This window comes from Pontibacter sp. Tf4, assembly GCF_014212495.1.
GTDB lineage: Bacteria > Bacteroidota > Bacteroidia > Cytophagales > Hymenobacteraceae > Pontibacter.
The window spans coordinates 1-25,396 of sequence record NZ_JACKZC010000005.1; the positions used below are offsets into that span (position 1 = coordinate 1).

Here is a 25,396-nt window from a genome sequence, read left to right on the forward strand (position 1 = left end):
TACAGCCCACGAACAGGACAGGTTTACCTGTCCCTACTGAACTATAGCCACGAGAAAGTAATCGGTCTGCTATAGCAAAGAGCAAGCACAACAACTATAGCTAAGGCAGAAGCTATCGAATTGTTATCAGTCTTTGGGTTGAGCGCCTTTGACTTGTTGCGGTGCCGTTAGGCAATCCGACGCAGGAGGATAGCAAGAAGGCAGCAGCGCGATGCCCGAAGACGGGGCCTCCCGGCCCGGGAGGGAGCCAAAGAAACTATAAAACTATGGGCTCTTAGAGCTCCCAGGGCTAGAAGCAACTATAGAACAATGGCTTGTTTCAAGTAGTAGGCCAAGCAAACTATAGAAGGATAGCCTTCGAGCCTCAACTATAGTCTGAGATAGATTTCTCACTTTGTTCGAAATGACAATAGAACTCATAAGATGTCTCGGCTGCGCTCGATATGACAATGGATCAACATAACAAGACAACCTAAACACCAGTAACTATAAGCCTGATTAGTAGAGCAATAGAAATTGTCATTTTCAAGTCACCTCTCTTTCCCGTACCTTTGCAGGCTAATTCAGAACTGAATGCTTGATTACCAAATTCATACATTACCGAACGGCATCCGTGTCATCCATAAGCAGGTAAACCATACCAAAATAGCCCACAGCGGCTTTATTATGGATATTGGCAGCCGCGACGAACTCCCGCTGGAACAGGGGCTGGCGCACTTCTGGGAGCACATGGCCTTTAAGGGCACAGCCAAACGTAAATCCTTCCACATTATTAACAGCCTGGAGTCGGTGGGCGGCGAGCTGAATGCCTATACTACCAAGGAAAAGATCTGTTTCTATAGTTCGGTGCTGGACAAACACTTCGAGCGCTCCTTTGAGCTGCTGACAGACATTACGTTCCGCTCGGTTTTCCCGGAGAAGGAAATAGAAAAAGAGCGCGGCGTGATCCTGGAAGAAATGTCAATGTACCTCGATACGCCCGAAGAAGCTATAGTTGACGAATTTGACAACGTCGTGTTCAGTGGCCATCCGCTGGGCAACAACATTCTGGGCTCTAAAGAAAGCGTTTCCGGTTTTATGAAGCAGGACTTCCTGAGCTTTATCGACCGCAACCTGAGCACCGATACCATGGCGTTCTGTTCGGTAAGTAACTGGCCTTTCGAAAAGGTGGTGAAACTGGCCGAAAAGTACCTAGCGGGCATACCAACTATAAGCCGCAAACGCGAGCGCGTGCCTTTCCTGCATTACGAGCCAAAGGCCATAACTATAGAAAAATCTATTTCGCAGGCACACTGCGTAATTGGCTGCCCGGCCTATGCCCTGGCCGACGAGCGGCGTATCCCGTTCTTTATGCTGGTTAACATTTTGGGTGGCCCCGGCATGAACTCGCGCCTGAACCTGGCCGTGCGCGAAAAACATGGCCTGGTGTATACAATTGATGCCAACTACGCCACCTACATCGACACCGGTTTATTTTCGATCTATTTCGGCACAGAGAAAAAACAGCTGAAACGCACTACTTCGCTGGTGATGAAGGAGCTGAAAAAACTACGCGAAAAACCATTGGGCTCTATGCAGTTACACACGGCCAAAGAGCAGCTGATGGGGCAACTGGCCATGGCCGAGGAAAGCAACATGGGCCTGATGATGATGTTAGGCAAAAGCATACTGGACCAGAACAAAGTAGAGCCGCTGAACGAGATCTTCGCCAAAATAAAAAGCGTAACCGCCAACGACCTGGTAGCCATCGCCAACGACGCCCTGCGCGAAGACCAGCTCAGCTTCCTGAATTATGTACCTGCGTAGCGTAGCTACAATTATGAATTAGAAATTATAAATTATGAATGTGGGAAATCTTCAAATCTCCACATCTCCAAATTTTCAAATCTAAACTATGGAATTCATTGACGAGGAACTACAGCAGTATGCCGAGGAACATACATCGCCGGAGAGCGAGCTGCTGCGCAAAGTAAACCGCCAGACACACCTGAACGTGATGAAACCGCGCATGCTGTCGGGGCATTTGCAGGGGCGTTTGCTGGCTATGTTCTCGCAGATGATACAACCTAAACAGATACTGGAAATAGGCACCTATACCGGCTACTCTGCCCTTTGCCTGGCCGAAGGGCTGCAACCGGGCGGCACCCTGCATACCATCGACATAAACGAAGAGCTGGAAGACCGTGTGCGTGGCTATTTTGAAGAGGCCGGCCTTACTGAAAGCATAAAATACTACATCGGCAATGCCCTGCAGATCATCCCAACGATTGATGCTACTTTGGACCTGGTGTTTATAGATGCCGACAAGATAAACAATGCCGCTTATTACGACCTGGTAATCGATAAAGTGCGCCCCGGCGGTTACATCATTGCCGACAATGTGCTCTGGAGCGGTAAAGTACTGGAGAAGTACCGCAAGAAGCTCGATGAAGATACGGCTGCCCTGCTGGCCTTTAACAAAAAAGTGCACGACGACGAACGCGTAGAAAACATTTTACTGCCCGTGCGCGATGGCCTGCTGATTGCCCGGAAGAAGTAAGCCATAGCCTTTAAAGCCACCACCGCCTCTATGAAAACACTTACTTTTAGCCACATTCAACAAATACAGGATTTCCAGTTTATTACAGACTCGTCAGGAGTATTGCTGGATGATAAGGGCCAACTGTATAAGTTTAAAGGAGGAGAAACAGAACTAATCAAAACTCCTGAAAATTTCCACATTTCTCATTTCCATTTTATAAATGAAAACCAAGGGGCTATAGTTGGAAGCAGTGTTGTGCCGGAACATACACCGAAGGAAGGAACTTTGGGATCTTATAGTCTACTTTTATTGCCAATACTCCTGTTACTGTGGCTGGGTACTAAAGCCCTGCGTACCGGGAAAACAACTATAGCATCGGCTGTCTTGCTTTTCATAGTTTCAGGCCTGGTTATTTCGTGTAGCGGCAACTGGCAGTCCTACAAATCTCCGGACCCAGGTTCTCGTTTCTCAACTATAATAACAAGCAACCAATTACGACGTGCAACCTTTCATGCTTACCCTGTTAATAAAGAAAATAAATCGTTTATATCCATTACCCACAACCAGGGGCAAAACTGGACAACGCATCAGCTTCCTACTCACTTCTACCCTACTGCTATAGCTGCTGTTGGTAATAACTTTATTGTAGGCACTTACGCAAATCAAACTGAAGGTAATATTCCATTGCATGCAGATGGGGACCTATACTTTTACGGCAACGACTCTACCTATAACAAACGCTTTGCCTCTAACAACACCACTAACCCTTATACCATTGCAGTTAACAGGGGCGTTAACGGTATCAGGTACTTTGAAGAAGATTCTGTCTTATTTGTGTTCGGGAGCGAAAGAATGCCCACATTTCCAAAAAATGAGGTAAGCTCAACCAACGGGAATATCTATCAGATACACACGAGTCTGCTGCCAGACTACAAAATAATTGATGTTCCTGACACAGTATTTGTGACATCGCTCTCAATATCAAAGAACGGGTTATGGGTGACACTCGATAATAAAACAACAAGCATAACAGATGGCAAGCAGGTTTATATCAAACTGGATTCAAAGAAGTTACTGCATTTTCGTAATGGCACCTGGGCCGATATTTCAATTAAAAATCTTACCAGTTTCAGGCAGGTTGAATTTATTAGAGGCACCGCCAGAGGCTATGTTTTATCTGAGGATGGTGAAGTTTTTGAAACGCTGAATAACGGAACCGATTGGCAAACAACCGGCATAAGCGGCATAAGCTACATGCGACTTTATAAAAATACCATGGTGTTGTGCAAGGGTGGCAACCAACTTGTATTTTTACAGAATTCTTAAAAGGGTAACTCACAACTATAGCTCCTTCAATTCCTGATTTACCAAAGTACCTTAGCTTATATCCAAAAAACATTATATTACACCCGGCAATTATTTTATAGTAAAAACTTAGCAAAGGGCTTTATAATGCGGGGCTTTTTGCTTTATTTTTGCAAATGGGTTTTTCTATATAGAACAAACTATAACTTAGCCCCTTACTCCCGGTTGCCTCAACAGCAACTATAGCCTGATTACCATTAGCCAAAGTATAATTACCTTTTTATGAGACAACTCTCTACCCTTCTTATTTTACTGTTCCTGCCCCTACTGGTGTGGGCGCAACAGACCGTAACGGTTCCTAAAAACGTGTATTTCGCTGATATACACCTGACCATTTCGGATGGCGCGCAACAGGTGATCCAGAAAAAAGTGGACGCCCTGCACAAGCACCCGGCATATTTTAAGGCAAAAGTGGAGCTGGCCGACGCCTATTTCCCGCTGATCGACCAGATTTTCAGAGAAGAAGGTGTACCGGCTGACCTTAAATTCCTGTCGTTACAGGAAAGCGGGCTGATCGGTGATGCTGTTTCAACGTCTAATGCGGTGGGTTACTGGCAGTTTAAGCGCGAGGCCGCCTCAGACTTTAACCTGCGCGTGGATAACGTGATAGACGAGCGCAAGCATATTCTGGAAGCCAGCCGTGGTGCTGCCATGTACTTTAAGCGCAGCAACAACTATTACAACAACTGGTTCAATTCCATCCTGTCGTATTACTTGGGCTACAGCGGCGCCAAAGCCGAGACCAAACAGTCGGATATCGGAGCCAAGAAAATGGAAGTAACCGAGAAGACGCACGAATACCTGCTCACCTTCCTGGCACACAAAATTGCATACGAGAACTTTGTAGGTAAAACCACCAAGCCAACTATAGCATTGCAGCCACTGCGCGCTACGCCTGGCAAGAGCCTTGCCGAGATTGCCCTGGACCACGAAGCTGATTTTGCTGAGCTGGAGAAATACAACAAATGGCTGCTGGGTAGCACCATCCCATCAGATAAGGATTATTACGTAATGCTGCCTGTGCGCGGCACAGAGCGCGTGGTGCTGGCATCAACCGAAAATACTTCCAAGCTACCGGCATCCGGCAACAAGCAAAGCACAAGCGCCGCAGCAGCTGCCATGGTTACCCGCAACGGACTTAACGCCCTGGTAGCCCGTCCCGGCGACACCAAAGACAAACTGGCGTTGCAGGCAGGCATCTCTACACGCAAATTCCTGAAGTACAACGACCTGCGCAGCTTCGACAAGATTGAGGCCGGAACGGCTTATTATATAGAGCCAAAAGGTAGCAGCGCTACATCGGCAGAGTTCCACGTGGTGCAGCCCGGCGAAACCATGCAGATGATAGCCCAGCACTATAGCATGCAGCTGAAGCACCTGGTATTTAAAAACCGTATGAAGCGCAATGAAGTACCTGTTCCGGGCCGTGTATTATGGCTACAGAACCGCAGACCGTTTAACAAGCCTGCCGAAGTACGTGAACTGAACAAGCAGACTGCCGCCCGCCAGGAAATGGCTGCCAGCGAAGTAAAACCGGTTACTAAACCAGCCACTACTGCTGCCAGACCAGACAACGGCAAGAAAGAGAATGTATTTACCCGCTTTATCAACAGCTTTAAGAAAAACAAAAAACAGGCTGCACCTGCTAAAACAGAGAAAGCGGTAGCAAAAGAAGAGACGGTGATAGTGGAAGACCTGGCTCAGGAAGAAGTTGCAGTGGAGGAAGTTTCTGTAGAAGAAGCCCCGTTAGTAGAAGAGAAGCCGGCACAGCCTGTTGCCCGCGAAGCCATTTACCCGGGCCAAAGAACCAGCAAGCCTGTTGCTACCAAACCGGCTGCCACAACTCCTGCCAAACCGGAAGCAGCGCCAGCTAAAACAGCCCCGGCTACTACAACCGCAAAACAGGAACCGGCTAAAACTACGCCGGCTGCTACGCCAAAAGCAACGCCAGCCAAAGCTACCGAACCAGCCAAAGCAACCGAGCCTGTAAAAGCTACTGAACCAGCAGAAGCAGTGCCGGCAACCAAAGCGGCCAGCCACGTAGTAAAACAGGGTGAAACGCTGTATGGCATCTCTAAGCAGTATAACGTAACCGTAGCCGACCTTACCAAGTGGAACAACCTGAGCGATGGCCCGCTGAAGCTTGGCCAGGAACTGATTATTGCCGAGCCGCTTACTCCAAACCAGCTGAATGAACCGGCAGAAGAGGCAGAGGTTCAGGAGATGAAAGCCGTTGGTGGCAAGCACATCGTAGTTGCCGGCGAAACGCTTTACCAGATCTCGAAGAAATATAACGTAACGCTGGATGAGCTGAAGCAGTGGAACAACCTGGCTGACAACGCTATTAAATTAGGTCAGGAACTATGGGTAGTTACGCCACCGGCGGGCACCCCGGCAAAAACAGAAACCACTACCGAAGAGACACCTGTACAAACTATAGTTGCCGACACCTACCACACCGTAGAAGCCGGCGAAAGCATGTATAAGATCTCGCGCCAGTATGGTGTAACTATAAAAGACATCATGGAGTGGAACAAGAAAGAAGACTTTAACGTGAAGCCAGGCGAAAAACTGCTGATCAAAAAGAAATAGTTACTGGTTGTTCGTTAATAGAGACCACGAGCAACTATAGCTAAGTAAAAGCCGGCCTGACAGCCGGCTTTTACTTTTACCAGCTACCAATAACCAACAACTATAGCCTATCTTTCTTCGGGTGGGGCGGTCAGGGTGGAGGCGTTTTGCAGGCCGGTGGCAATTTCAGGCAGTATGCCGAGGCGCATGTAAATGGGTTGTACCATTTGCCGCAGGCGCGGTAACCTCAGCGCAAACGGAATTACGCTTATGGCACACAAAAACCCGCAGCCGGCCAATGTATAAGTAACACCTATCGTTTCAGCTACCGAGCTCGCCAGCATACTCCCGATCGGCGCCATTCCCATAAAAGCAGTGGCGTACATGCTCATCACCCGGCCACGTTTATCGTCATCCACTAAGGTTTGCAGCAAGGTGTTGCACGATGCCATCGTCACGATCATGCCAAAACCGGTAAAGAGCATCAGCAGCAACGACAGCACCAGCAGTTTGGAGAAAGAAAAGGCGATCAGGGCCATCCCGAACAGCGACATGGTGAAAATAATGACCCTGCCCAGCCCCACCACCGATTTGCGCTGCGCCAGAAACAAAGCCCCGCTAAGAGCACCAACGCCCGAAGCACCCATCAAAAAGCCAAGCGTGTTGGCCCCGCCATGCAGAATATCGCGGGCAAATACCGGGAGGAATACACTGAACGGCATTCCAAACAAACTGATCAGGCCAACAATGATTATCAGCGTGCGGATAGGTGGAAAACTGAAGGCATACTTAAACCCTTCCTGCAACGATTGCCACACCTTGTGTTCTGTTTTTACGCGCTCAAAAGGCTCCAGGCGCATAAGCAGCAACGAGGATATCACGGCAATATAGCTCAGCGCGTTTATCAGTATGCACATGCCCTCTCCTACGGCCGCTATCAGCAAACCAGCTATAGAGGGGCCAACCAGCCGCGCCATATTGAACATAGAGGAGTTGAGCGCAATGGCATTGCTCAGATCTTCGCGCTGGTCTACCATCTGCACCACAAAAGCCTGGCGGGTGGCCATGTCAAACGCATTTATAGTTCCGAGCAGCACGCTCAGGCTTAATACCTGCCATATTTCTATAGTTTCGGTCAGCACCAGTGCCGCCAGCGTAGAGGCCTGCACCATTGATAGTGCCTGCGTAGTGACCAACACCTTCCGACGGTTGAATTTATCTGCAATTACACCGGCAAACGGCCCCAGTAAAAACGAAGGGATCTGGCTCGAAAACGTAACAGCCCCCAGCAGGAAAACAGAATCGGTAAGGCGGTAAACCAGCCAGCTCAGCGCGATCTGCTGCATCCAGGTCCCGATCAGCGAGATGCCCTGCCCTATAAAAAAGAGCCTGTAGTTGCGGTACCGCAAGGCCCTGAACATTCCTCCTATTTTGCTTTCCTGCACTACTTCTGACATATAAAACAAGCTTACCCTGTGGCTGAACTTACTGCTTACGAACGATAGCCTATCCAGAGTTTTAAGTTTCACAACTATAGGCTATAGTTACTATTAATGGCAGAACTCCGTACTAAAATACCCGGTAATCATAATAACATGCCGCGTCGCTACAGGTTATAAACTATAGCAACTTACCATAAAAGAAACTATATACATGCAGGACTTCCTAAACAGAGTATATTTACACAACACCATACAGGATTATCTTATCGCAGCCGGCATCATCCTGATCGGCTCCTTACTTATTACCATTTTCAGAAAATCGGTGCTTAGCCGCCTCCGCGCCTGGACAGAGAACACCCATACCCGGTTCGACAATTTTGTGGTCAGCAGTTTTTCGCGGTTCGGTATTCCGGCACTGCACATCATTGTTATCTACATCGGCCTTAACTACCTGAAATTTACAGCCCTGGCCAACCGCATCCTGATCATCGCCACCACGGTGGCCATCACGTTCCTGGTTATCCGGTTCATCACGTCTTCGCTGGTCCTTCTTATCCGCTCCTATTTCAGGCGCCGGTACCCGGACACCAACTATACCAACGAGGTAAGTGCCATCAGCCTGATCATTAATATTATTGTATGGATGATAGGCCTTGGTTTTCTGTTTGATAACATGGGCTACGACCTTACCGCTATTATTGCAGGTCTGGGGATAGGTGGTATTGCGGTGGCGCTGGCTGCCCAAAACATTTTAGGTGACCTTTTTAACTACTTCGTTATTTTCCTGGACAGGCCTTTTGAGGTTGGCGATTCTATTGCCGTTGGTGATAAGAACGGGACCATCGAGCATATAGGTGTAAAAACTACGCGCCTCCGGAGCCTTACCGGCGAGCAACTCATCATTGCCAACAGCGACCTGACCAGTTCCCGCATCCACAACTATAAGCGCCAGGAGCGCCGCAGGGTAGATTTCACGCTTGGCGTAGCTTACGAAACATCCACCGAGAACCTGAAGGCCATACCTGGCTTGCTGAGAGACATTATTTCGGAACACGAGCTGGTAGCGTTCGACCGAGCCCATTTTGCCTCCTATGGCGAGTCGGCACTTAACTTTACAGTGGTGTACAATGTGCTGACATCGGATTTTAACCAGCACATGGACCTGAAGCAAACTATAAACCTGCGCATTTTTGAAGCTTTTGCAGCACGCGGAATTGAATTTGCTTACCCTACACGCAAACTATACGTGGTAAGCGAGCAGCAACAGGAAAACCAACCCCAGCGCTACAATTAACCGATAAATAAATTCAGGAAAGAATAAAGGAGCAGCGGATACTTTTTCGCTGCTTTTTTGTTAGTAAGTCTGTTAGTAAATGAGCCGCCTATAGTTTGGGCAGCAGCCCGTTTTTCCGTAATTTTAACATCCTGAAAATGGCTTGTGCCAAGCCGAATTAAAAATTAGAAATTAAAAATTATGGATGTAGAGCAAAGCCGTTATTGCGTTGTTTACAATCATAATTTGCTTCTGAAAATAGTTCGGTTTGAGTATAAATATAGCTTATAATGTAGCTTTAAAGTCATTTCTAATTCATAATTTTTAATTTCTAATTTCCACAGTCTTGCCTGTTTTTTCGCATTTACATACCCACACCCAGTATTCGCTGCTCGACGGCCAGGCCAGCATTGGCGCGCTCATGAAAAAGGCGCAGGCCGATGGCATGCCAGCCGTAGCCATGACCGACCACGGCAACATGTTCGGTGCTTTTAACTTTGTGGCCGAAGCAAACAAGTACAATGTAAAGCCTATAGTTGGTTGTGAGTTTTACCTGACCTTAGACCGCCACCAGAAAAACTTCAGCAAAGAGCAGAAAGATGTGCGCCACCACCAACTGCTGCTGGCCAAAGACCAGGAAGGCTACAAAAACCTCTCGAAGCTTTGCTCGCTGTCTTACATAGAAGGCGTGTACAGCAAATGGCCGCGTATTGATAAAGAACTGCTGGTGAAATACCACAAAGGCCTGATTGCGACCAGCTGCTGTATTGGTGCCGAAGTGCCACAGGCTATCCTTTGGAAATCCGAAGAAGAAGCAGAAGAGATATTTAAGTGGTGGCTCGACCTGTTTGGCGAAGACTACTACATTGAGATACAGCGCCACGGTCTTCAGAACATCGATGGCACCGGTAAAAGCCAGGAAGACATAAATCAGGTGCTGCTTAAATGGGCGAAGAAGTATAATGTAAAAGTTATTTGCACCAACGACTCGCACTATGTGGAGCAGGACGACTGGAATGCCCACGACATTTTGCTGTGCGTGAACACCGGCGAAGACCAGAGCACCCCAGTGGGTGATTTCCAGACGCGCTACTATAGATTTTTGTCGGATGACCAGAAGGTGATCTATGACACGGTAGATAACGTGCGCAATAAGTATGGCAACCAGGCTGGTATCCGCCAGATGCTTCAGCGCATTGAAGAAGCCGGGCCAAGAACACGTTTCGGTTTCCCGAACGACCAGTTCTACTTTAAGTCTCAGGCCGAAATGAACGAGCTGTTCAAGGATGTACCGGAGGCTGTGGACAATACCAACGAGATTGTAGACAAGATAACGCCGCCAGTTCTAAAGCGAGACATCCTGCTACCTAACTTTCCGCTGCCACCGCAATTCGCCAACGCCGACGAATACCTGCGCCACTTAACCTATGAAGGTGCCGCTAAACGTTATTCCGAAATCACGCCGGAAGTAGAAGAGCGCTTAGATTACGAACTGCGCATCATCCAGACGATGGGTTTTGCCGGTTACTTCCTGATTGTGCAGGACTTTATAAACCGTGGCCGCGACATGGGCGTGTTTGTGGGGCCGGGCCGTGGTTCTGCGGCTGGTTCTGCAGTGGCGTACTGCGTGGGTATCACCAACATCGACCCCATAAAATATAGTCTGCTGTTCGAGCGATTCCTGAACCCGGAGCGTGTATCCATGCCCGATATTGATATTGACTTCGACGACGTGAACCGCCAGCGCGTGATCGATTATGTGGTAGATAAGTACGGTAAAAACCAGGTAGCCCAGATCATTACGTTTGGTACCATGGCTGCTAAATCGTCTATCAAAGATGTGGCCCGCTCTACCAGTTTACCACTTGCCGAAGCCAACGAACTGGCCAAGATGGTACCGGATGCCCCGGGCACTACGCTGGCAAAAGCCTTTATCGAGAACCTGGAACTGGCCGCCATCCGCGAAGGAAATGACGCCCGCGCTGCCGTACTGAAACTGGCTGAAAAGCTGGAAGGCTCGGTGCGTAACACCGGTATCCACGCGGCTGGCGTGATCATTGCCCCAGACGATTTAACAGACTATATCCCAGTTTCCACATCCAAAGACTCCGACCTGCTCATTACTCAGTTTGATGGCAAGGTAGTAGAGAGCGCCGGTATGTTGAAGATGGACTTTCTGGGTCTGAAGACGCTGACCATCATCAAAGATGCTATGGAGCTTATTAAGAAGAACCATGGCGTGGAGATCGATATTGATAACATACCGCTGGATGATGAGAAGACCTATGCCCTTTACCAGCGCGGCGATACGATAGGCACGTTCCAGTTCGAGTCGGAGGGTATGCGCATGTACTTGAAAGACCTGCAGCCTACCAACATTGAAGACCTTATTGCCATGAACGCCCTATACCGTCCGGGTCCGATGCAGTTCATCCCGAACTTCATTAACCGGAAGCATGGCCGCGAAGAAGTGGAATACCCGCACGAGCTGCTGGAGCCGATCCTGAACTACTCTTATGGTATCATGGTGTACCAGGAGCAGATCATGCAGACGGCCCAGATACTTGCCGGTTACTCGCTTGGTGGTGCCGACCTGCTGCGCCGCGCCATGGGTAAGAAGGACATGAAAAAGATGGCCGAAGAGCGCGAGAAGTTCATTAAAGGGGCTGGCGAATTACACAAGATACCTGCTAAAAAGGCTTCGGAAGTGTTCGACGTGATGGAGAAGTTTGCCCAGTACGGCTTTAACCGCTCCCACTCTGCTGCTTATTCGGTTGTGGCTTACCAAACCGGCTACCTGAAGGCCCACTACCCTGCCGAGTACATGGCGGCTGTGCTGACCAACAACATGAACGACATCAAAAAGGTGACGTTCTTTATTGAAGAAGCCCGCAAACAAGGTGTACCGGTTCTAGGTCCGGACGTAAACGAATCGTTGCTGAAGTTTAACGTAAACGAGCAAGGTCACATTCGTTTTGGTTTAGGTGCGATTAAAGGGACTGGCGAAGCAGCCGTAGAGGCTATTATTACCGAGCGTGAACAGAACGGACACTACCAGGATATTTTCGATTTCTCGAAGCGCGTGAATCTGCGTGCAGTAAACAAAAAGACCTTTGAAAGTATGGCCATGGCCGGTGCTTTCGATTCGTTTGGCCTGTACCACAGAGCGCAATTGCTGGAAGTACCCGAAGGCGAGAACATCAGCTTGCTGGAGAAGGCTGTGCGTTACGGCAACAACTACCAGGCCGAGCAACAGGCAGCACAGCAGTCGTTGTTTGGGGGCAGCGCTGCCGTAGCATCGCCGTTGCCTAAAATACCGGAAGTAACACCATGGAGCCAGGCTGAAATGCTCCGCCGCGAAAAAGACGTAGTAGGTTTCTATATTTCAGGTCACCCGCTCGATCAGTTTAAGCTGGAAATTGACTCGTATTGTACCTGCGGTTTAGATAAAATTGAAGAGTATAAAAACCGCGACATTAACGTGGCCGGCATGGTAACCGAAGTAGTGATTCGCACCGGTCGCAACGGCAATCCGTTTGCACTGTTTACGATCGAAGACTACGACACCAGCATGCAGATGGCCTTGTTCGGGGAAGATTACGTGAAGTTCTCCCCTTACTTGAAAAGCGGCCTGTACCTGTTCATCCGGGGTAAAGTGCAGCTGCGCTACAAAACCGAAGACCAGTGGGAGCTCAAACCAATCAACATTCAGCTGTTGGGCGATGTGATGGATAAAATGGCGCAAGGCGTACAGGTAAACATCAACCTGCAACTTTTCACACCAAATATTGCCGATGCCCTGGAAGAAGCTATAGTTGCCAGCGCCGGACAGAAACGCCTGGAGATAAACCTGCAGGTACCAGACGAAAAACTAGCTCTCCCAACTTATTCGCGTAAATACAGAGTCGACCCGAAGGTATTTTTAGAGTCGATCAAAGAACTGGGGCTGGGTGAGTGTAAGTTAATATAGTTGATTTGCAAATTTGGAGATGAGCAGATTTGAAAATGAATCTGCTCATGCTACAAACTATAGAAGGTGCGCTGCTTTGAGTAGCGCACTTTTTTTGTTTTATAACTCTATACTTTAGATTGCTCATCCAGACATTATTATGCTCTTTTGGACTTCCTAGTCCGAAAGAGCACAAGATATCAACTTACAGTTATCTACCTTGAGCCCACCTTAACACAAATCTATTCCCCGAAAACAAATCCACTACACCACCTGTTATAGTTTACAATTTATACTTTCGGGCAATTCGGCCGTACTACTATAGATAAACCAGCCACCTTGTCAGGTAGCTATAGTTTGGGCTTATATTTGTCGAAGCTATATTTGTTACTATATTTATAACACAGAATTTAACCAACAAAAACGCTAAAGTTATGGCTAACAAAGCAATAGAAATCACAGACGCGAACTTTAATGAGATAATCAATTCAGATAAGCCGGTGCTGGTAGACTTTTGGGCAGAGTGGTGCGGACCGTGCCGCATGGTAGGCCCGATCGTGGAAGAACTGGCTGGCGACTACGAAGGCAAGGCTGTTATCGGTAAAGTAGACGTGGATGCAAACCCACAAACTTCTGCTAAATTCGGTATCCGCAGCATTCCTACGCTGCTTGTTTTCAAGAACGGCGAAGTAGTAGATAAGCAGGTGGGTGCAGTGCCTAAAAATGTACTGGCTCAGAAGCTGGATGCACAGATGGCGTAAGCTGTACAAACATTAAACTATAAAAATCCCCTTTTGCAAAATAGCAGAAGGGGATTTTTTGTTATTGTACCTTTTTACGAATGACGCTGATGTCGCCATCGCGCTCGAGGTAAGCCGTTTCGATAGTGGAAATATCGGTAGTGCCGCCCATGGTCCGAGCTGCTTCCTGCAGGTCGTTTTCGGTAACGCTGAATTTTTGCAGGGCTTCGTGTTGCAGTTGCCCGTCTTTTACCAGTTGCACAGACTTGCCCTTCAGGAAATCGCCAAACCTGCCGGATACATGATAAGCTATGGTGGCCAGCCCCCGATGCAGCAGTACCAACACCAATGCGGCTGCCAGTGTAGGCCAGAACGGTGAGTTGCCGGTTATGGCCCGGCTCAGGATAGAGCCGAAAACTACGCCCAGAATAATATCGAAGGCTGTGTTTTTACCGAACACGCGCTGATTGCCTACCCTAACTATAAGCAGGGCCGCAATAAATACCCCGATAGCCCGCAGCGACATTTGCCACCAGGTCAGGGTATCTTCTCCTATCCCGAATAAATAATTAAAATCGAAGGCCATGTGCTCCTGCCAACGCAAAGAGCAACTATAAAGTTATTTACGCAGGGCACTCGCACAGCTTTTTATCGATGCTGCAGAGCGTGTTATAGTTCTGTTCGGTTTCCTGCAACAGGCGCTGTAGTTGTTTGGTGTAATCCAGCACTTTCTGGAGCTGCACAATTTCGGGTTCCTGTTTTACGTGGGCGTCCAGCGTTTTTACAGAGGCAGCAAAAGCCTCGCTCTTTTCACTGATGCGCGCATAGTAGGCATCCATGCCAACCTCTGATGTAGCCACGGCTATAGTTTGCAGGTTATTGCTGAAGCACAGTTGCCAGCGCAGGTACGTAAACACCTGCTGCTCGGCCTGCTGGCGTAGCTTTGTCATTTCGTGCACGGCTTCGCGCAGGCGGTAGCTGTCGTAGCGTTTGTTGTAGGCTGTTACGGCATCGCGTACCTTATCGCGGCAGCTTATACAGTTGCTGGCATTGGCTTTATCCTGCAGGGCGTTGCGCACAACTATAGTTTCATCCGATGCCGGGGTATCCGCCAGTTTCTTAATATCCTTTTCAAATACGGCATTGTATTGCAGCTCTTCCAACTTGGATTTTAAACGAACAATGGCTTCGCCTTCCACAGAGGCTGATAGCAGATCCGGGCGCGGCAATTCTACGGCGTATAGTTTAGCCAGGGCTTTCTCGCGTTTTTCGGGGGTGCTGTAGCTGGCCGGGTCGTTTTCGAGCTCGCGCAGTGTGTTTACCAGCAGCTTCCCGCTTTTCAGGTTATGGTCGGCATCCAGGTAAAGGTCAGCGTTGCCAAGTATCGATTCGTACTCCGGCTTAAAGATGTTCTTATACGTGCTGTTGGTCTTAAACTCTGTTTCACGGGCATCCATAGTTGCTTTCAGGCGCTTGTATTCCTGTATAATGGCAAACAGGTTGCGGGCATTTATCTCAGGGCTGTTGTTGCGGTAATTCAGGCGGTAAATGTTCAGCTGCTGCTTCATCTCAGCAAACACGCGCAGGTACTCCACAAACAGTTTTTCCTGGCGGTAGGTCTCGTCGTTTACCAGTTGCTGCTCGTAGGCGCTCTGTATCTTTTGTTTTCGCTTTTCTATCAAATCCAGCGTTACCTCGTCGCCGGTCAGCACATCCATTTTGTACAACGACTTATAGTTGGCCACCACCATGTAAGGGTAATCCTTGTAGTTGGTCATCTCTTCCAGCATGCGGCGCTCCAGCTTGTTCGGGTTTTTGCTCAGGTAGTCGGCCAGGCGGGCTGGTTTTATAGTTACCGTTTTCACATCGCCGGGCACAAACACATACACTTTTACCGAGTGCAGGCGCGTGTCAAAATCCTGGCCTTCGTATAGTCTTATAGTTGAACTGAAGCGGTATTCGCGCTTGTGGGTGCGGGTGCTGAGCAAATTACCAAACTCCCCTACCAACGACAGCACCGCCCCTGTTGGCGTAGTCAGTTTGGAAAGGTTTACCAGTTGGTTTGCCACCAGGTTAAATACCTGATCGCCCTGGTCGTTGGTGATGGCTTTGGCGTTTATAGTAGCGTCGATGTTGTTCTGGGTGGATGACAGCGGCATTTTATCGATGATGCGCACCACTTCGAGGTTATCGCTTACCTGTGTTTTATAGTCGTCCTTGTCCTGATCAACATAAAAGTTATAGAGCGGGTACACGATCTCGTCGTTGCCGAAGAGTTTCATGTTTTTGAGCTGCGCTGTAATAAACAGGTACTCCAGTTGGTTGCGGTAACGTTTTTTAGGTCGTTTTACGCCGCGCTCCAGTTCGTTGAGCACGCGGGTAAACTTGCTTCCGTTAAAAAGGTAGATATCGGTGCTCAGGTATTGCCACTCATCCGAGAACTCGAATGGGTCGGTGTAACTATAGCCAAGACGGGTTTCGATGTTCTTCTGGGCGAATAATTGCTGGCTGATCAGCAGAAAAAATAAAGAAAGTATAATTTTTCTCATGTATCTGTACTTGTCGGCAGCGCGGCATCTGCGTATAGGTAACTATAAGCGCATAGCATAAATCCTATCTGCCTAACGCCGATGCCTGTGCTATAGTGCTTTAAAGTTGCTAATAAATTTTTAAGCATCACAGTTCCAACTTATAAACAAATTATAAGAACCTATGAAAACGATCGCATCAATTGCCTTATTTATACTTTACCTTGTAGCAGTGCAATCGGCAGCTGCACAGCATGGTAACGGCAACGCTACAGCCGAAGCTACTACCACCAAAAGTTTATCCGAAGCAGAGAAGATAACCCAGCTGATAGCGCAGATCAGAAACATGAAAGGGGCCACTTTTGTGCGGAACGGCAGCGAGCATAGTTGCCAGGAAGCAGCCGACCACCTGCAGGCCAAATGGGAGAAGCATGGCAGCAAAATAAAATCGGCAGAGGACTTTATCACGTACCTGGCTACCAAATCATCGGCAAGCGGCGAGGTGTACCTGATACGCTTTACCGATGGCCGGGAGGCCCCGACCGCCGACGTACTGCACGAAGCCCTGAGGCAATTAAAGTAGCCATATAGCGTTCATCTATATAGTTAGCTTTTATTGAACGAGCGTCCTGCGGACTGCGTAAACCCATTACAACAATGTCAACATCCATGCTACAGCTGTTAGAAGAATCAAAAGGCGACCTGGTGGCTTTCCGCATTTCGGGCCACGTAGACAAAAATGATTACGACGTAATGCTTCCGGTGCTGAAGGAAAAAATAAAGCAGTATGGAAAAATAAATGTGTATGCCGAGATGCAGGAAGTAGAGGATTTTACCCTGAAAGCGCTTTGGGAAGACCTTAAATTCGATTTCAGGCATGCCGGTGATTTTAAGAAAGCCGCCCTGGTTGGCGAACAGAAATGGCTCGACTGGCTTACAATAGCCGCATCGCCGTTTACATCGGCCAAAGTAAAGCACTTTACCTTAGACCAGCGCCAGCAAGCCCTCGATTGGGTACAGTCCCCCGAACTATAGCAATACCTGCGCCGCATAAAAAAGCCGTGGCTATACGCATAAAAGTATGGCCACGGCTTTTTTGTTATGGTTCTGCTGTAACTGTAAACGCCTTTTTACGGACGGGACGCGATCTGGCGCAGGGCATCGCGCATTTCGGTCAGCAGTACTTCCTCTTTGGTAGGGGCTGGCGGTACTTCCGGGGCAGCAGCTTTTTTACGCATCAGGCGGTTCATGGCTTTTACCAGCATAAAAATGATGAAGGCCAGGATGATAAAATTAATCAGCACGGTAATAAAGTTACCCCATGCAAATACGGCCCCCAGTTTACGAGCTTCCTCCAGGGCAAGGCCGGTGGGCACATCCTCCGAGAGCGGCAGGTACAGGTTCGAAAAATCGATATCGCCGACCACTTTGCCTACCAGCGGCATGATCAGGTCATTCACAACAGAGTCTACAATGCGGCTGAACGCGGCGCCGATGATAACACCTATCGCCAGATCCATTACGTTGCCACGCATGGCAAACTCCTTAAATTCTTTCATCATTCCCATAGAGGTGCAGCTTATAGTTTAGATTGCAGTATGATAATATTGGGATACGTTAATATTTATAGTTTGTTTTTTCTTATTTATCGGATTTAGAACAGCACCAACTATAGCTGCTGCCTGTTAAAAGAAAGTGCCATACACTACCGGCGCAATGCATGGCACACATCCTGTAATAAAACTATAGTTGCTATTCTTTGTAAATAGCTACTTCTGCTTTTCCTTTTTTAATATAGCCACGGTACATACCCGCCGAGTTGAAAGGCATGGCTACGTTTCCGTTCTTATCAATGGCAATTACACCGCCTTCGCCGCCGCGTTTTACCAGTTTGTTCATTACTACTTCGTCGGCTGCTTTCTTTAAACTATAGCCTTTGTACTCCATCAGGGCGGCAATATCGTGGGCTACTACCGAGCGTATAAAGTACTCGCCGTGGCCTGTGGCTGATACCGCGCATGTGTTGTTATCGGCATAGGTTCCGGCTCCTATAATCGGCACATCGCCTACGCGGCCGTAGCGTTTGTTGGTCATGCCGCCTGTGGAGGTAGCTGCTGCCAGGTTTCCGTACGCATCCAGGGCTACAGCGCCAACCGTTCCGAACTTCTCTCCTTCCACAAAAATATTCTCGTTGCTGCTGGTTCCGGTGCTGTCGTGGTCAAGCTTCGTTTTGTCGCCTTCTTTTTCTTTCAGTTTCTGCAGCTGCTGGTAACGAGTTTCGGTACGGAAGTACGACGGATCTACTATTTCAAGTCCTTTTTCTTTGGCAAACTGCTCAGCCCCCTTCCCTATCAGCATCACATGCTCCGATTTCTCCATCACGGCGCGCGCAGCACTTATCGGGTTTTTAACGGTTGTAAGGCTGGCTACCGCACCGGCTTTGCCTGTTTTGCCATCCATAATGGCCGCATCCAGTTCGTTTTTGCCTTCGTTGGTAAATACAGCGCCTTTGCCGGCATTAAACAGCGGCGAGTCTTCCATTACGCGCACGGTAGCTTCCACAGCATCCAGGCTGGTGCCGCCTTTTTCCAGTATGGCGTAGCCTGTCTTCAGGGCTTGGTTCAGCACTTCTTTATAAGCTTTCTCTTTTTCAGGGGTCATGTTGGCTTTGGTGATGGTGCCGGCGCCACCATGTATCACTAAGGTAATTTTGCTATAGTCTGGTTTGGTTTGCGCCACGCTCACAACGGCCATCAGCAGGAACAGGCACAGAAAGTATAGTTGTCTTTTCATGATTGAGTTAAGGTGAAAGTATAGTTGCTAATTTATTCTTTTTTTACGGAACACGAAACGCTGCCCCCTGCCCGACCCAAGCTCTGCACTATAAAAATCCGGCAACTATAGCCAGAGCTTTACTTTATCTATTTTAGTTTGTTTTAAACTTAAAAATCAGATGATTACATTAAATATTCAATTCTCACAATATTTATTGGGCATTATAGTTTAAATATAGTGTTTTGGCCATCTGCTTTGGTTTGGCACCTGTTTTTTTACATCTTTGCAGGTATACAGTTTTATTTTTTTACGATCTATAAACCATAATTAAAGTAAAACCCATGAAATTTAATTTTGTAAAAGCATCCCTTTCTGTACTGGTTTGCACTACTATGCTGGCTTCCTGCGTGTCTTCAAAAAAATACGAAGACCTGAAAGCAAGCAAAGAAGCTCTGGAAGCAGAGCAGGCTGCATCTAAGCAAAAAGTTGATGAGCTGACCGCTTCTTTGAAAGAGCGTGAGCAATCGCTGGCTGACATGGAGCGCAAGATGAACGAGCAGCAACAAGCTTTAAATACGCTTAAAAACGACGTAAACACGGCACTGCAGGGCTTTAACCAGGGCGACCTGAGCGTTGAAGTACGTGACGGCAAAGTATATGTATCGCTGTCTGATAAGCTGTTGTTTAACACTGGTAGCACCAAAGTAAACCCAGGCGGCCAGAAGGCGCTGGACCAGCTGGTAGGCGTACTGAAGCAGAACCAGGAAGTTGATGTGATGGTAGAAGGCCACACTGACGATGTGGAAGTACTGCCAGGCACTAAGAAAATTGCTGACAACTGGGACCTGAGCGTGCTGCGTGCTACTGAGATCACGCGTATGCTGACAAACAAAGGCCTGTCTCCGGACAGAATTACGCCAGCCGGTCGTGCTTACTTCCAGCCAGCTGATACTGGTCGTACGGCTGCTGCCAAAGCAAAGAACCGTCGTACGGAGATCGTTCTGATCCCGGACCTGACTGAAGTTTACAAAGTATTGGGCGTTGACGCTCAGGCTAAAAAATAGTTATCAGACAAAAGACTTTTGTTCTGAAACAGAAAGGCCGCCAGCTGCTATAGTTGGCGGCCTTTTTATTTTCATGGGTAAGCAGGTTTGATAAGAGTTGTTCCGGTTAATGTGTTGCCTAACCTGATTGCTTCCTCAACCCCTACCAGTAATTGTTTATAGTTGTCGTCCTTGAGCGTTAGCCACGGGTCTCATTATTGTCATTTCGAACACAGTGAGAAATCTATCTCAGACTATAGTTTAAAAGACCTAGCAGCGTGCGCAGCTCCTGATAGCGTCTGCTGCTATAGTTTGCTTTATCTACTAACCGAAACAAGCCGTTGTTCCATAGCTTCTTTTATTCTTGGGAGCTCTAAGAGCCTACTGTTCTATAGTTTATTTGGCTCCCTCCCGGGCCGGGAGGCCCCGTCTTCGGGCATCGCGCGGTGTACATTCCCTTTGCTCGTGCCTCGCAATGCCTTGCAGGCACCGGAAATCTACAAGGCGCTCAACCCAAAGACTGATAACACATTCGATAGGTTATGATCTGGCTATAGTTTCTTTATTTGCTCTTGGTTGAAGCAGATCGGTTTTTCTCGTGGTTGTATTTCTTTGGGGCAGTCTGCGCCTGCCTGTTCGTGGACTGTAACTATAGAACTATAATTTCCAACTATAACTATAGCAGAAATTCCCCTCTTGGGAGGGGTAGGGGTGGGTATTTCTCAACTACCGAACTATAGGGCCAACTATAGCCCAATCCTGAAAATTCTCTAATCCTGTAAATCCTGATTCAGACAAAATAAAAAAACCGCCAACTATAAAAGCTGGCGGCTCTTCAAACTATAAACAGGTCTAGCGTCTAAAATCTAATATCTAACGTCTACCCTATCGCCTGCTCTAAGTCTGCGATCAGGTCTTCGGCATCTTCTACGCCAACACTCAGCCTGATCAGCGAATCGCTTAGGCCAGCTTTTAAACGCTCTTCGCGTGGTATGCTGGCGTGCGTCATGGTGGCCGGGTGTCCGCAAAGCGACTCTACACCTCCTAAAGATTCTGCCAGCGCAAAGAATTTCAGTTTCTCCAGTACGCGGGTAGCATCTTCCACTCTGTCGCCTTTCAGCACAAACGAGATCATACCGCCAAAATCACGCATCTGCTCTTTGGCTACGTTGTGGTTGTTATGGTCTTCAAAGCCTGGCCAGAATACCTTCTCTACCTTGGCGTGGTTACGCAGGTATTCCGCAATTTTGCGGCCGTTCTGGCAATGGCGCTCCATGCGCAGGTGCAGCGTTTTTAAGCCGCGCAGCAACAGGAAGCAGTCCTGTGGGCCCGGCGTACCGCCGCACGCATTTTGTATAAACGCTAAACGCTCGTGCAGGTCATCGTTGTTAACTATAAGCGCACCCATTACCACATCCGAGTGGCCACCCATGTATTTTGTCAGCGAGTGCATCACAATGTCAGCACCTAAATCCAGTGGTGTTTGCAGGTATGGCGTGGCAAACGTGTTATCAGCTACCAGTAGCAGATTATGCTTTTTAGCGATAGCAGCGCAGCCTTTAATATCGATGATGTTAAGTAATGGGTTGGTTGGCGTTTCTACCCAGATCATTTTGGTATTCTCGTTTACCAGCGCTTCCACCTTGCTCAGGTCAGCCATGTTGGTAAAATGGAACTTGATGCCATAGTTCTGGAAGATCTTGGTAAAAATGCGGTAGCTGCCACCGTACAAGTCATTTGTGGAGATTACCTCGTCACCTGGAGCCAGCATTTTTATAACCGCATCAATCGCAGCCATACCTGAGGCAAAGCAAAGACCGTGTTTACCGTTCTCCAGCGCTGCCAGTGCGTTCTGTAGCTGCGTGCGGGTTGGGTTGTGTGTACGCGAGTACTCGTAGCCCTTATGGTCGCCCGGCGAGCGCTGCACGTAAGTTGATGTCTGGTAAATCGGCGTCATGATGGCGCCTGTAGTTGGGTCTGGTTCCACACCAGCATGTATAGCTTTTGTTCCGAATTTCATATCTATAGTTTAATTATAAACGATACTCCGCAAGTTAATAAAAATAAGAAGGATTGGTAAAGGCAGTCCCTCACTATAACTATAGCAGTGGCTTTATTATTCATCATGTCGAAAAACTAAATACGAAACACCATACACTTCCCTTTGTTGTCAGCTAAAATCTTTTCTCCTTTGTCCTTCGTCTAATGCTAACATTACCAAACTCCGTAAGCTGATGAAGCTGATACCACTGCTGAGAAACCTTGTACGCGAAAATGCATCTACGTTTGTATCGATGCTGTTGTTGGTAGTGGTACCGGTTACAGTAAGCTCTACGCTGGCGGTTTACCTGTACCAGTACCAGGATCTTTTCCGGGATCTTACCATCTGGCAGCTGCTTTTATACTTCCTGGTGATATCTGTAACCATGGCGCTGGCGCTTACGCCTACTACCTTTGTGGCGCTGGTAAGCGGCTTTTACTTAGGCTGGACTGCTTTTCCGGGCGTGGTGGTGGCGTATGGCGTAGCAGCGCTGGTAGGTTATAGTTTGGGTAAACTAATAGATCATGGCAAAATGATGAGCTTCCTGAACCGTTTCGAGAATGCCCGCAACCTGATGCAGGAACTGCGCGCTGAAAGCTGGCCGCTTATCTTTTTAACCCGCATTTCGCCGGTGCTGCCTTTTGCCCTGATGAATTTTGTGCTGTCGTTGTTGCAGATAAACCGTAAGAAATTTTTCCTGGCAAGTATAGTAGGTATGCTGCCGCGCACTCTTTTCTTTTACTGGATAGGCACGCAGGCAAAAGATATTATTTCGTTGTTGCAGGACCCGGACAGCGGCACTACCGGAAAACTGCTAATGATCGCGCTGATTATCATTTCGATAGGCGGTTTGTACGTTGTTTTTGACCGCGCCCTGAAGAAAGCCTTAAAGAAAGCGAGTGCTAAAAATTAAAAATTTGTGTGTTTAGGGCTTGCATCGAAAGAAAAAATGCCGTTACTTTGCATCACCAAAACGGAAAAATGGTCACGTAGCTCAACTGGATAGAGCATCTGACTACGAATCAGAAGGTTAGGGGTTCGACTCCCTTCGCGACCACCAAAAAAGCCTGTTTACGAAAGTAGACAGGCTTTTTTGTTTTATATCTTTAACTGCCCTGAGATAAGTTGACTTATATGGAAGAAATGAACAAGAAGGGGCTTTTGCGAAAGAGTCAAAAGGGCTACAGTTTGGTCTTCAAACTGCAGGTCATAGACCTGGTAGAAAAAGGGCTCTTAACCTACAAGCAGGCTCAGATCAGATACGGCATCTAAGGGTGTGACGGTTTTGGTGTAGCTGCGTAAACACGGTAGGTTAGACTGGAAAAGCAGCCTATGAAAGATAGACGAGCTAGAAGCCAGGATCAAACGCTTAGAGCAAGAGAAGATAATATTGAACCGAGCCATTGACATTGCTGATGCGCAGTTTGGCACTAACATCCGAGAAAAGTATTTGCCACTCTCGCAACTAGCTTTCAAGCCAAAGGGGCAACAAGAACCACTCGAAAGCAAGTAGCCCAGAGCCTGGTTACAGCCGCCAATACCTCTACAAGTTGCATAAACAACAAGCCAAGGCGACTCTGTTGAAGCAGCAGGTCAGGCAACTGATAAATAAGCAGCATAAGCTGTTGTCCCGACTAGGTACGCGCAAGCTCTACTATAAGATGCAGCCCGCCTTCTGGCGCCTAGGCATCAAGCTGGGCAGAGAGACAAGCTCTTTGCCTACATCAGGGAGTTTGATCTACTTATAAAACCAAAGAAGCGTTATGTGCAGACCACTCTGGCGTGCTTTTACCTGCGCAAATATCCAAATCTGGTCAAAGGATTGCTACTCACAGTTCCTGAGCAGGTTTAGGCCAGTGACATCACCTATGTCAAACCCGGCAAGGCACCTGCTATGCGAACCTGCTCACCGACGCCTACAGCCGCAAAATCGTGGGCTATGCGGTGGCAGCCAACATGGAAGCTGCCAACATGGGGAAGGCCCTGGAGATGGCCCTAAAAGGACACCATAGCAGGTACATCAAAAAAATCCCGGCCTGCCTAAACAAACCGGGATCTTATTAAATCTGTCAACCTGTTTCAGGACGATTCATACTCTGTAATCAGGCTACCGCGTACTGTTCTTCCAGCGGCTTACCAGTTCTGCAGTCCAGCAGCAATTCCATCACAGCGGGGTTTACTTTGTATTTCTGATGATCTGATGCCAGCTCTGCCCACGAATTGAAGATGCGCCACACTGGTTTGTCGCCAAAGCGCCTGGTTTCGGCTCCGGTTATACTTCTCTGGAAAAAAGCGTGCAATTCCACATCTTCTTCAGGTACCGGAATATAGATAACATCGGAGGTGCAATTCAGGACCGCTATTACTTCGGCGGGCTTACCGTTTTGGGAGGGCAGGTAGAAGTAATGCACCTGTGGGAGGCTGGTATAAGGGTGATGTGACAACATAACAAAGAAGTATAAATGGCACATGTATTAGGGAGGCAAGTGACAGGTAATTCTTATACTTCCAAGCAAAAAACTATAACCTGGGCACAGGCTTTATTCCCATGCTACCATATACTTACATCATTGAAAAGAGTTTTAAGCAGCTTAGCAATTCAACAAACAATGCAATTTTTTATAGTTCACACAATAAAGTTGTCATTTCGAGGGTAGCAAGAAATATACTTCAACCTATTGTTCCTCTTTTGTCATCCTGAGCATTCTTGAGACGCGAGTCGAAAAGAGTCAGCGTAGCTGCGAGGGATCTTATTTGTCCTATAGTTCATTTTAACTATTGTCATTTAATTTATCTCAGACCATGGCTGCTTTTTTGTCATCCCGAGCGAAGTCGAGAGATCTTATACAGCCTATCTATAGTTACTGTAGTCGCAACTTGAAACAAGCCTTCTGTTTTATAGCTACTCTTCATCCTGGGAACTCTATGAACCTATCGTTCTATAGTTGGCTTTGGTGCGCTCACGGCCGCGGGGCCCCGTCTTCGGGCATCGCGCTGCTGCCTTCTTGCTACCCTCGCTGCGCTCGTGTTGCCTAACGGCACCGCAACAAGTCAAAGGCGCTCAACCCAAAGACTGATAGCAATTCGATAGCTGCTGCTCTAACTATAGTTGCTGTACTTGCTCTTGGTTAATGCAGATTTGCTTTCC

The 25,396-nt window shown here is 47.9% G+C and carries 18 protein-coding genes and 1 tRNA gene; 12 read left to right on the top strand and 7 right to left on the bottom strand.

Translation table 11 applies throughout. The annotated features are described in order from the left end of the window. Positions 1-573: 573 nt before the first annotated feature. The 4 genes from H7F15_RS09145 to H7F15_RS09160 all read left to right on the top strand — a co-directional run bounded on the left by H7F15_RS09145 (position 574) and on the right by H7F15_RS09160 (position 6,478). On the top strand, positions 574-1,806 hold the full coding sequence (locus H7F15_RS09145) for a pitrilysin family protein (protein WP_185196678.1): 1,233 nt from the start codon (positions 574-576) through the stop codon (positions 1,804-1,806). 88 nt (positions 1,807-1,894) lie between these two features. Further along, positions 1,895-2,539, top strand: coding sequence for an O-methyltransferase (locus tag H7F15_RS09150; RefSeq protein ID WP_185196679.1), 645 nt, complete (start codon positions 1,895-1,897; stop codon positions 2,537-2,539). 30 nt (positions 2,540-2,569) lie between these two features. Beyond that, positions 2,570-3,847 (top strand): hypothetical protein, encoded by a 1,278-nt coding sequence (locus H7F15_RS09155; RefSeq protein WP_185196680.1) that lies wholly within the window; start codon positions 2,570-2,572, stop codon positions 3,845-3,847. 261 nt (positions 3,848-4,108) lie between these two features. Then, the gene (locus H7F15_RS09160) at positions 4,109-6,478 is read left to right on the top strand and encodes a LysM peptidoglycan-binding domain-containing protein (RefSeq protein ID WP_185196681.1); all 2,370 of its coding nucleotides are present in this window, start codon (positions 4,109-4,111) and stop codon (positions 6,476-6,478) included. Between the two features lie 107 nt (positions 6,479-6,585). Here the strand turns inward: H7F15_RS09160 and H7F15_RS09165 are convergent, their stop codons facing one another. Beyond that, on the bottom strand, positions 6,586-7,986 hold the full coding sequence (locus H7F15_RS09165; RefSeq protein ID WP_370523551.1) for an MFS transporter: 1,401 nt from the start codon (positions 7,984-7,986) through the stop codon (positions 6,586-6,588). 124 nt (positions 7,987-8,110) lie between these two features. On the opposite strand from H7F15_RS09165, the gene H7F15_RS09170 reads away from it, so the two are divergent. From H7F15_RS09170 to trxA, 3 genes are all read left to right on the top strand, one after another. Then, positions 8,111-9,193, top strand: a complete 1,083-nt coding sequence (locus H7F15_RS09170) for a mechanosensitive ion channel family protein (RefSeq protein ID WP_185196682.1) — start codon at positions 8,111-8,113, stop codon at positions 9,191-9,193. A gap of 325 nt (positions 9,194-9,518) precedes the next feature. Next, positions 9,519-13,142, top strand: a complete 3,624-nt coding sequence (dnaE, locus tag H7F15_RS09175; protein WP_185196683.1) for a DNA polymerase III subunit alpha — start codon at positions 9,519-9,521, stop codon at positions 13,140-13,142. A gap of 377 nt (positions 13,143-13,519) precedes the next feature. Beyond that, entirely contained in the window at positions 13,520-13,882 is a 363-nt protein-coding gene (gene trxA, locus H7F15_RS09180; RefSeq protein ID WP_350410446.1) for a thioredoxin, read from the top strand. 61 nt (positions 13,883-13,943) lie between these two features. On the opposite strand, the gene H7F15_RS09185 is transcribed toward trxA, so the two are convergent. Together H7F15_RS09185 and H7F15_RS09190 are read right to left on the bottom strand one after the other, a co-directional pair. Continuing rightward, on the bottom strand, positions 13,944-14,465 hold the full coding sequence (locus H7F15_RS09185) for a DUF421 domain-containing protein (RefSeq protein WP_255481162.1): 522 nt from the start codon (positions 14,463-14,465) through the stop codon (positions 13,944-13,946). A gap of 19 nt (positions 14,466-14,484) precedes the next feature. Then, a complete protein-coding gene (locus H7F15_RS09190; RefSeq protein WP_185196684.1) occupies positions 14,485-16,410 on the bottom strand; it encodes a hypothetical protein in 1,926 nt (641 codons plus the stop codon). A gap of 163 nt (positions 16,411-16,573) precedes the next feature. On the opposite strand from H7F15_RS09190, the gene H7F15_RS09195 reads away from it, so the two are divergent. Next, positions 16,574-16,972: a DUF5329 family protein gene (locus H7F15_RS09195; RefSeq protein WP_185196685.1), complete on the top strand. Its 399-nt coding sequence runs from the start codon at positions 16,574-16,576 to the stop codon at positions 16,970-16,972. An 86-nt stretch (positions 16,973-17,058) separates the two neighbouring features. Further along, on the top strand, positions 17,059-17,424 hold the full coding sequence (locus H7F15_RS09200; protein ID WP_185196686.1) for an STAS/SEC14 domain-containing protein: 366 nt from the start codon (positions 17,059-17,061) through the stop codon (positions 17,422-17,424). 95 nt (positions 17,425-17,519) lie between these two features. Here the strand turns inward: H7F15_RS09200 and mscL are convergent, their stop codons facing one another. Both mscL and H7F15_RS09210 read right to left on the bottom strand, forming a co-directional pair. Next, a complete protein-coding gene (mscL, locus tag H7F15_RS09205; protein WP_304608255.1) occupies positions 17,520-17,957 on the bottom strand; it encodes a large conductance mechanosensitive channel protein MscL in 438 nt (145 codons plus the stop codon). A 184-nt stretch (positions 17,958-18,141) separates the two neighbouring features. Beyond that, positions 18,142-19,182 carry an isoaspartyl peptidase/L-asparaginase gene (locus H7F15_RS09210; protein ID WP_185196688.1) on the bottom strand — a complete coding sequence of 347 codons (1,041 nt, stop codon included), beginning with the start codon at positions 19,180-19,182 and terminating at the stop codon, positions 18,142-18,144. Positions 19,183-19,505: 323 nt separating this feature from the next. On the opposite strand from H7F15_RS09210, the gene H7F15_RS09215 reads away from it, so the two are divergent. Next, positions 19,506-20,228: an OmpA family protein gene (locus H7F15_RS09215; RefSeq protein WP_185196689.1), complete on the top strand. Its 723-nt coding sequence runs from the start codon at positions 19,506-19,508 to the stop codon at positions 20,226-20,228. 859 nt (positions 20,229-21,087) lie between these two features. Here the strand turns inward: H7F15_RS09215 and H7F15_RS09220 are convergent. Further along, positions 21,088-22,227 carry a cystathionine gamma-synthase gene (locus H7F15_RS09220; protein ID WP_185196690.1) on the bottom strand — a complete coding sequence of 380 codons (1,140 nt, stop codon included), beginning with the start codon at positions 22,225-22,227 and terminating at the stop codon, positions 21,088-21,090. A 214-nt stretch (positions 22,228-22,441) separates the two neighbouring features. On the opposite strand from H7F15_RS09220, the gene H7F15_RS09225 reads away from it, so the two are divergent. Together H7F15_RS09225 and H7F15_RS09230 are read left to right on the top strand one after the other, a co-directional pair. Continuing rightward, entirely contained in the window at positions 22,442-23,161 is a 720-nt protein-coding gene (locus H7F15_RS09225; protein ID WP_185196691.1) for a TVP38/TMEM64 family protein, read from the top strand. 70 nt (positions 23,162-23,231) lie between these two features. Beyond that, positions 23,232-23,308: transfer RNA gene (locus H7F15_RS09230), tRNA-Arg, on the top strand. 1,042 nt (positions 23,309-24,350) lie between these two features. On the opposite strand, the gene H7F15_RS09235 is transcribed toward H7F15_RS09230, so the two are convergent. Further along, complete coding sequence (locus tag H7F15_RS09235) at positions 24,351-24,695, bottom strand: hypothetical protein (RefSeq protein WP_185196692.1); 345 nt, start codon at positions 24,693-24,695, stop codon at positions 24,351-24,353. Positions 24,696-25,396: the final 701 nt, after the last annotated feature.

Excerpts from the sequence above, each read along its gene's own strand:
- H7F15_RS09145 (WP_185196678.1), top strand. The coding sequence starts at position 574 with ATGCTTGATTACCAAATTCATACATTACCGAACGGCATCCGTGTCATC.
- H7F15_RS09150 (WP_185196679.1), top strand. The coding sequence starts at position 1,895 with ATGGAATTCATTGACGAGGAACTACAGCAGTATGCCGAGGAACATACA.
- H7F15_RS09155 (WP_185196680.1), top strand. The coding sequence starts at position 2,570 with ATGAAAACACTTACTTTTAGCCACATTCAACAAATACAGGATTTCCAG.
- H7F15_RS09160 (WP_185196681.1), top strand. The coding sequence starts at position 4,109 with ATGAGACAACTCTCTACCCTTCTTATTTTACTGTTCCTGCCCCTACTG.
- H7F15_RS09170 (WP_185196682.1), top strand. The coding sequence starts at position 8,111 with ATGCAGGACTTCCTAAACAGAGTATATTTACACAACACCATACAGGAT.
- H7F15_RS09190 (WP_185196684.1), bottom strand. The coding sequence starts at position 16,410 with ATGAGAAAAATTATACTTTCTTTATTTTTTCTGCTGATCAGCCAGCAA.
- H7F15_RS09195 (WP_185196685.1), top strand. The coding sequence starts at position 16,574 with ATGAAAACGATCGCATCAATTGCCTTATTTATACTTTACCTTGTAGCA.
- H7F15_RS09200 (WP_185196686.1), top strand. The coding sequence starts at position 17,059 with ATGCTACAGCTGTTAGAAGAATCAAAAGGCGACCTGGTGGCTTTCCGC.
- mscL (WP_304608255.1), bottom strand. The coding sequence starts at position 17,957 with ATGGGAATGATGAAAGAATTTAAGGAGTTTGCCATGCGTGGCAACGTA.
- H7F15_RS09210 (WP_185196688.1), bottom strand. The coding sequence starts at position 19,182 with ATGAAAAGACAACTATACTTTCTGTGCCTGTTCCTGCTGATGGCCGTT.
- H7F15_RS09215 (WP_185196689.1), top strand. The coding sequence starts at position 19,506 with ATGAAATTTAATTTTGTAAAAGCATCCCTTTCTGTACTGGTTTGCACT.
- H7F15_RS09220 (WP_185196690.1), bottom strand. The coding sequence starts at position 22,227 with ATGAAATTCGGAACAAAAGCTATACATGCTGGTGTGGAACCAGACCCA.
- H7F15_RS09225 (WP_185196691.1), top strand. The coding sequence starts at position 22,442 with ATGAAGCTGATACCACTGCTGAGAAACCTTGTACGCGAAAATGCATCT.
- H7F15_RS09235 (WP_185196692.1), bottom strand. The coding sequence starts at position 24,695 with ATGTTGTCACATCACCCTTATACCAGCCTCCCACAGGTGCATTACTTC.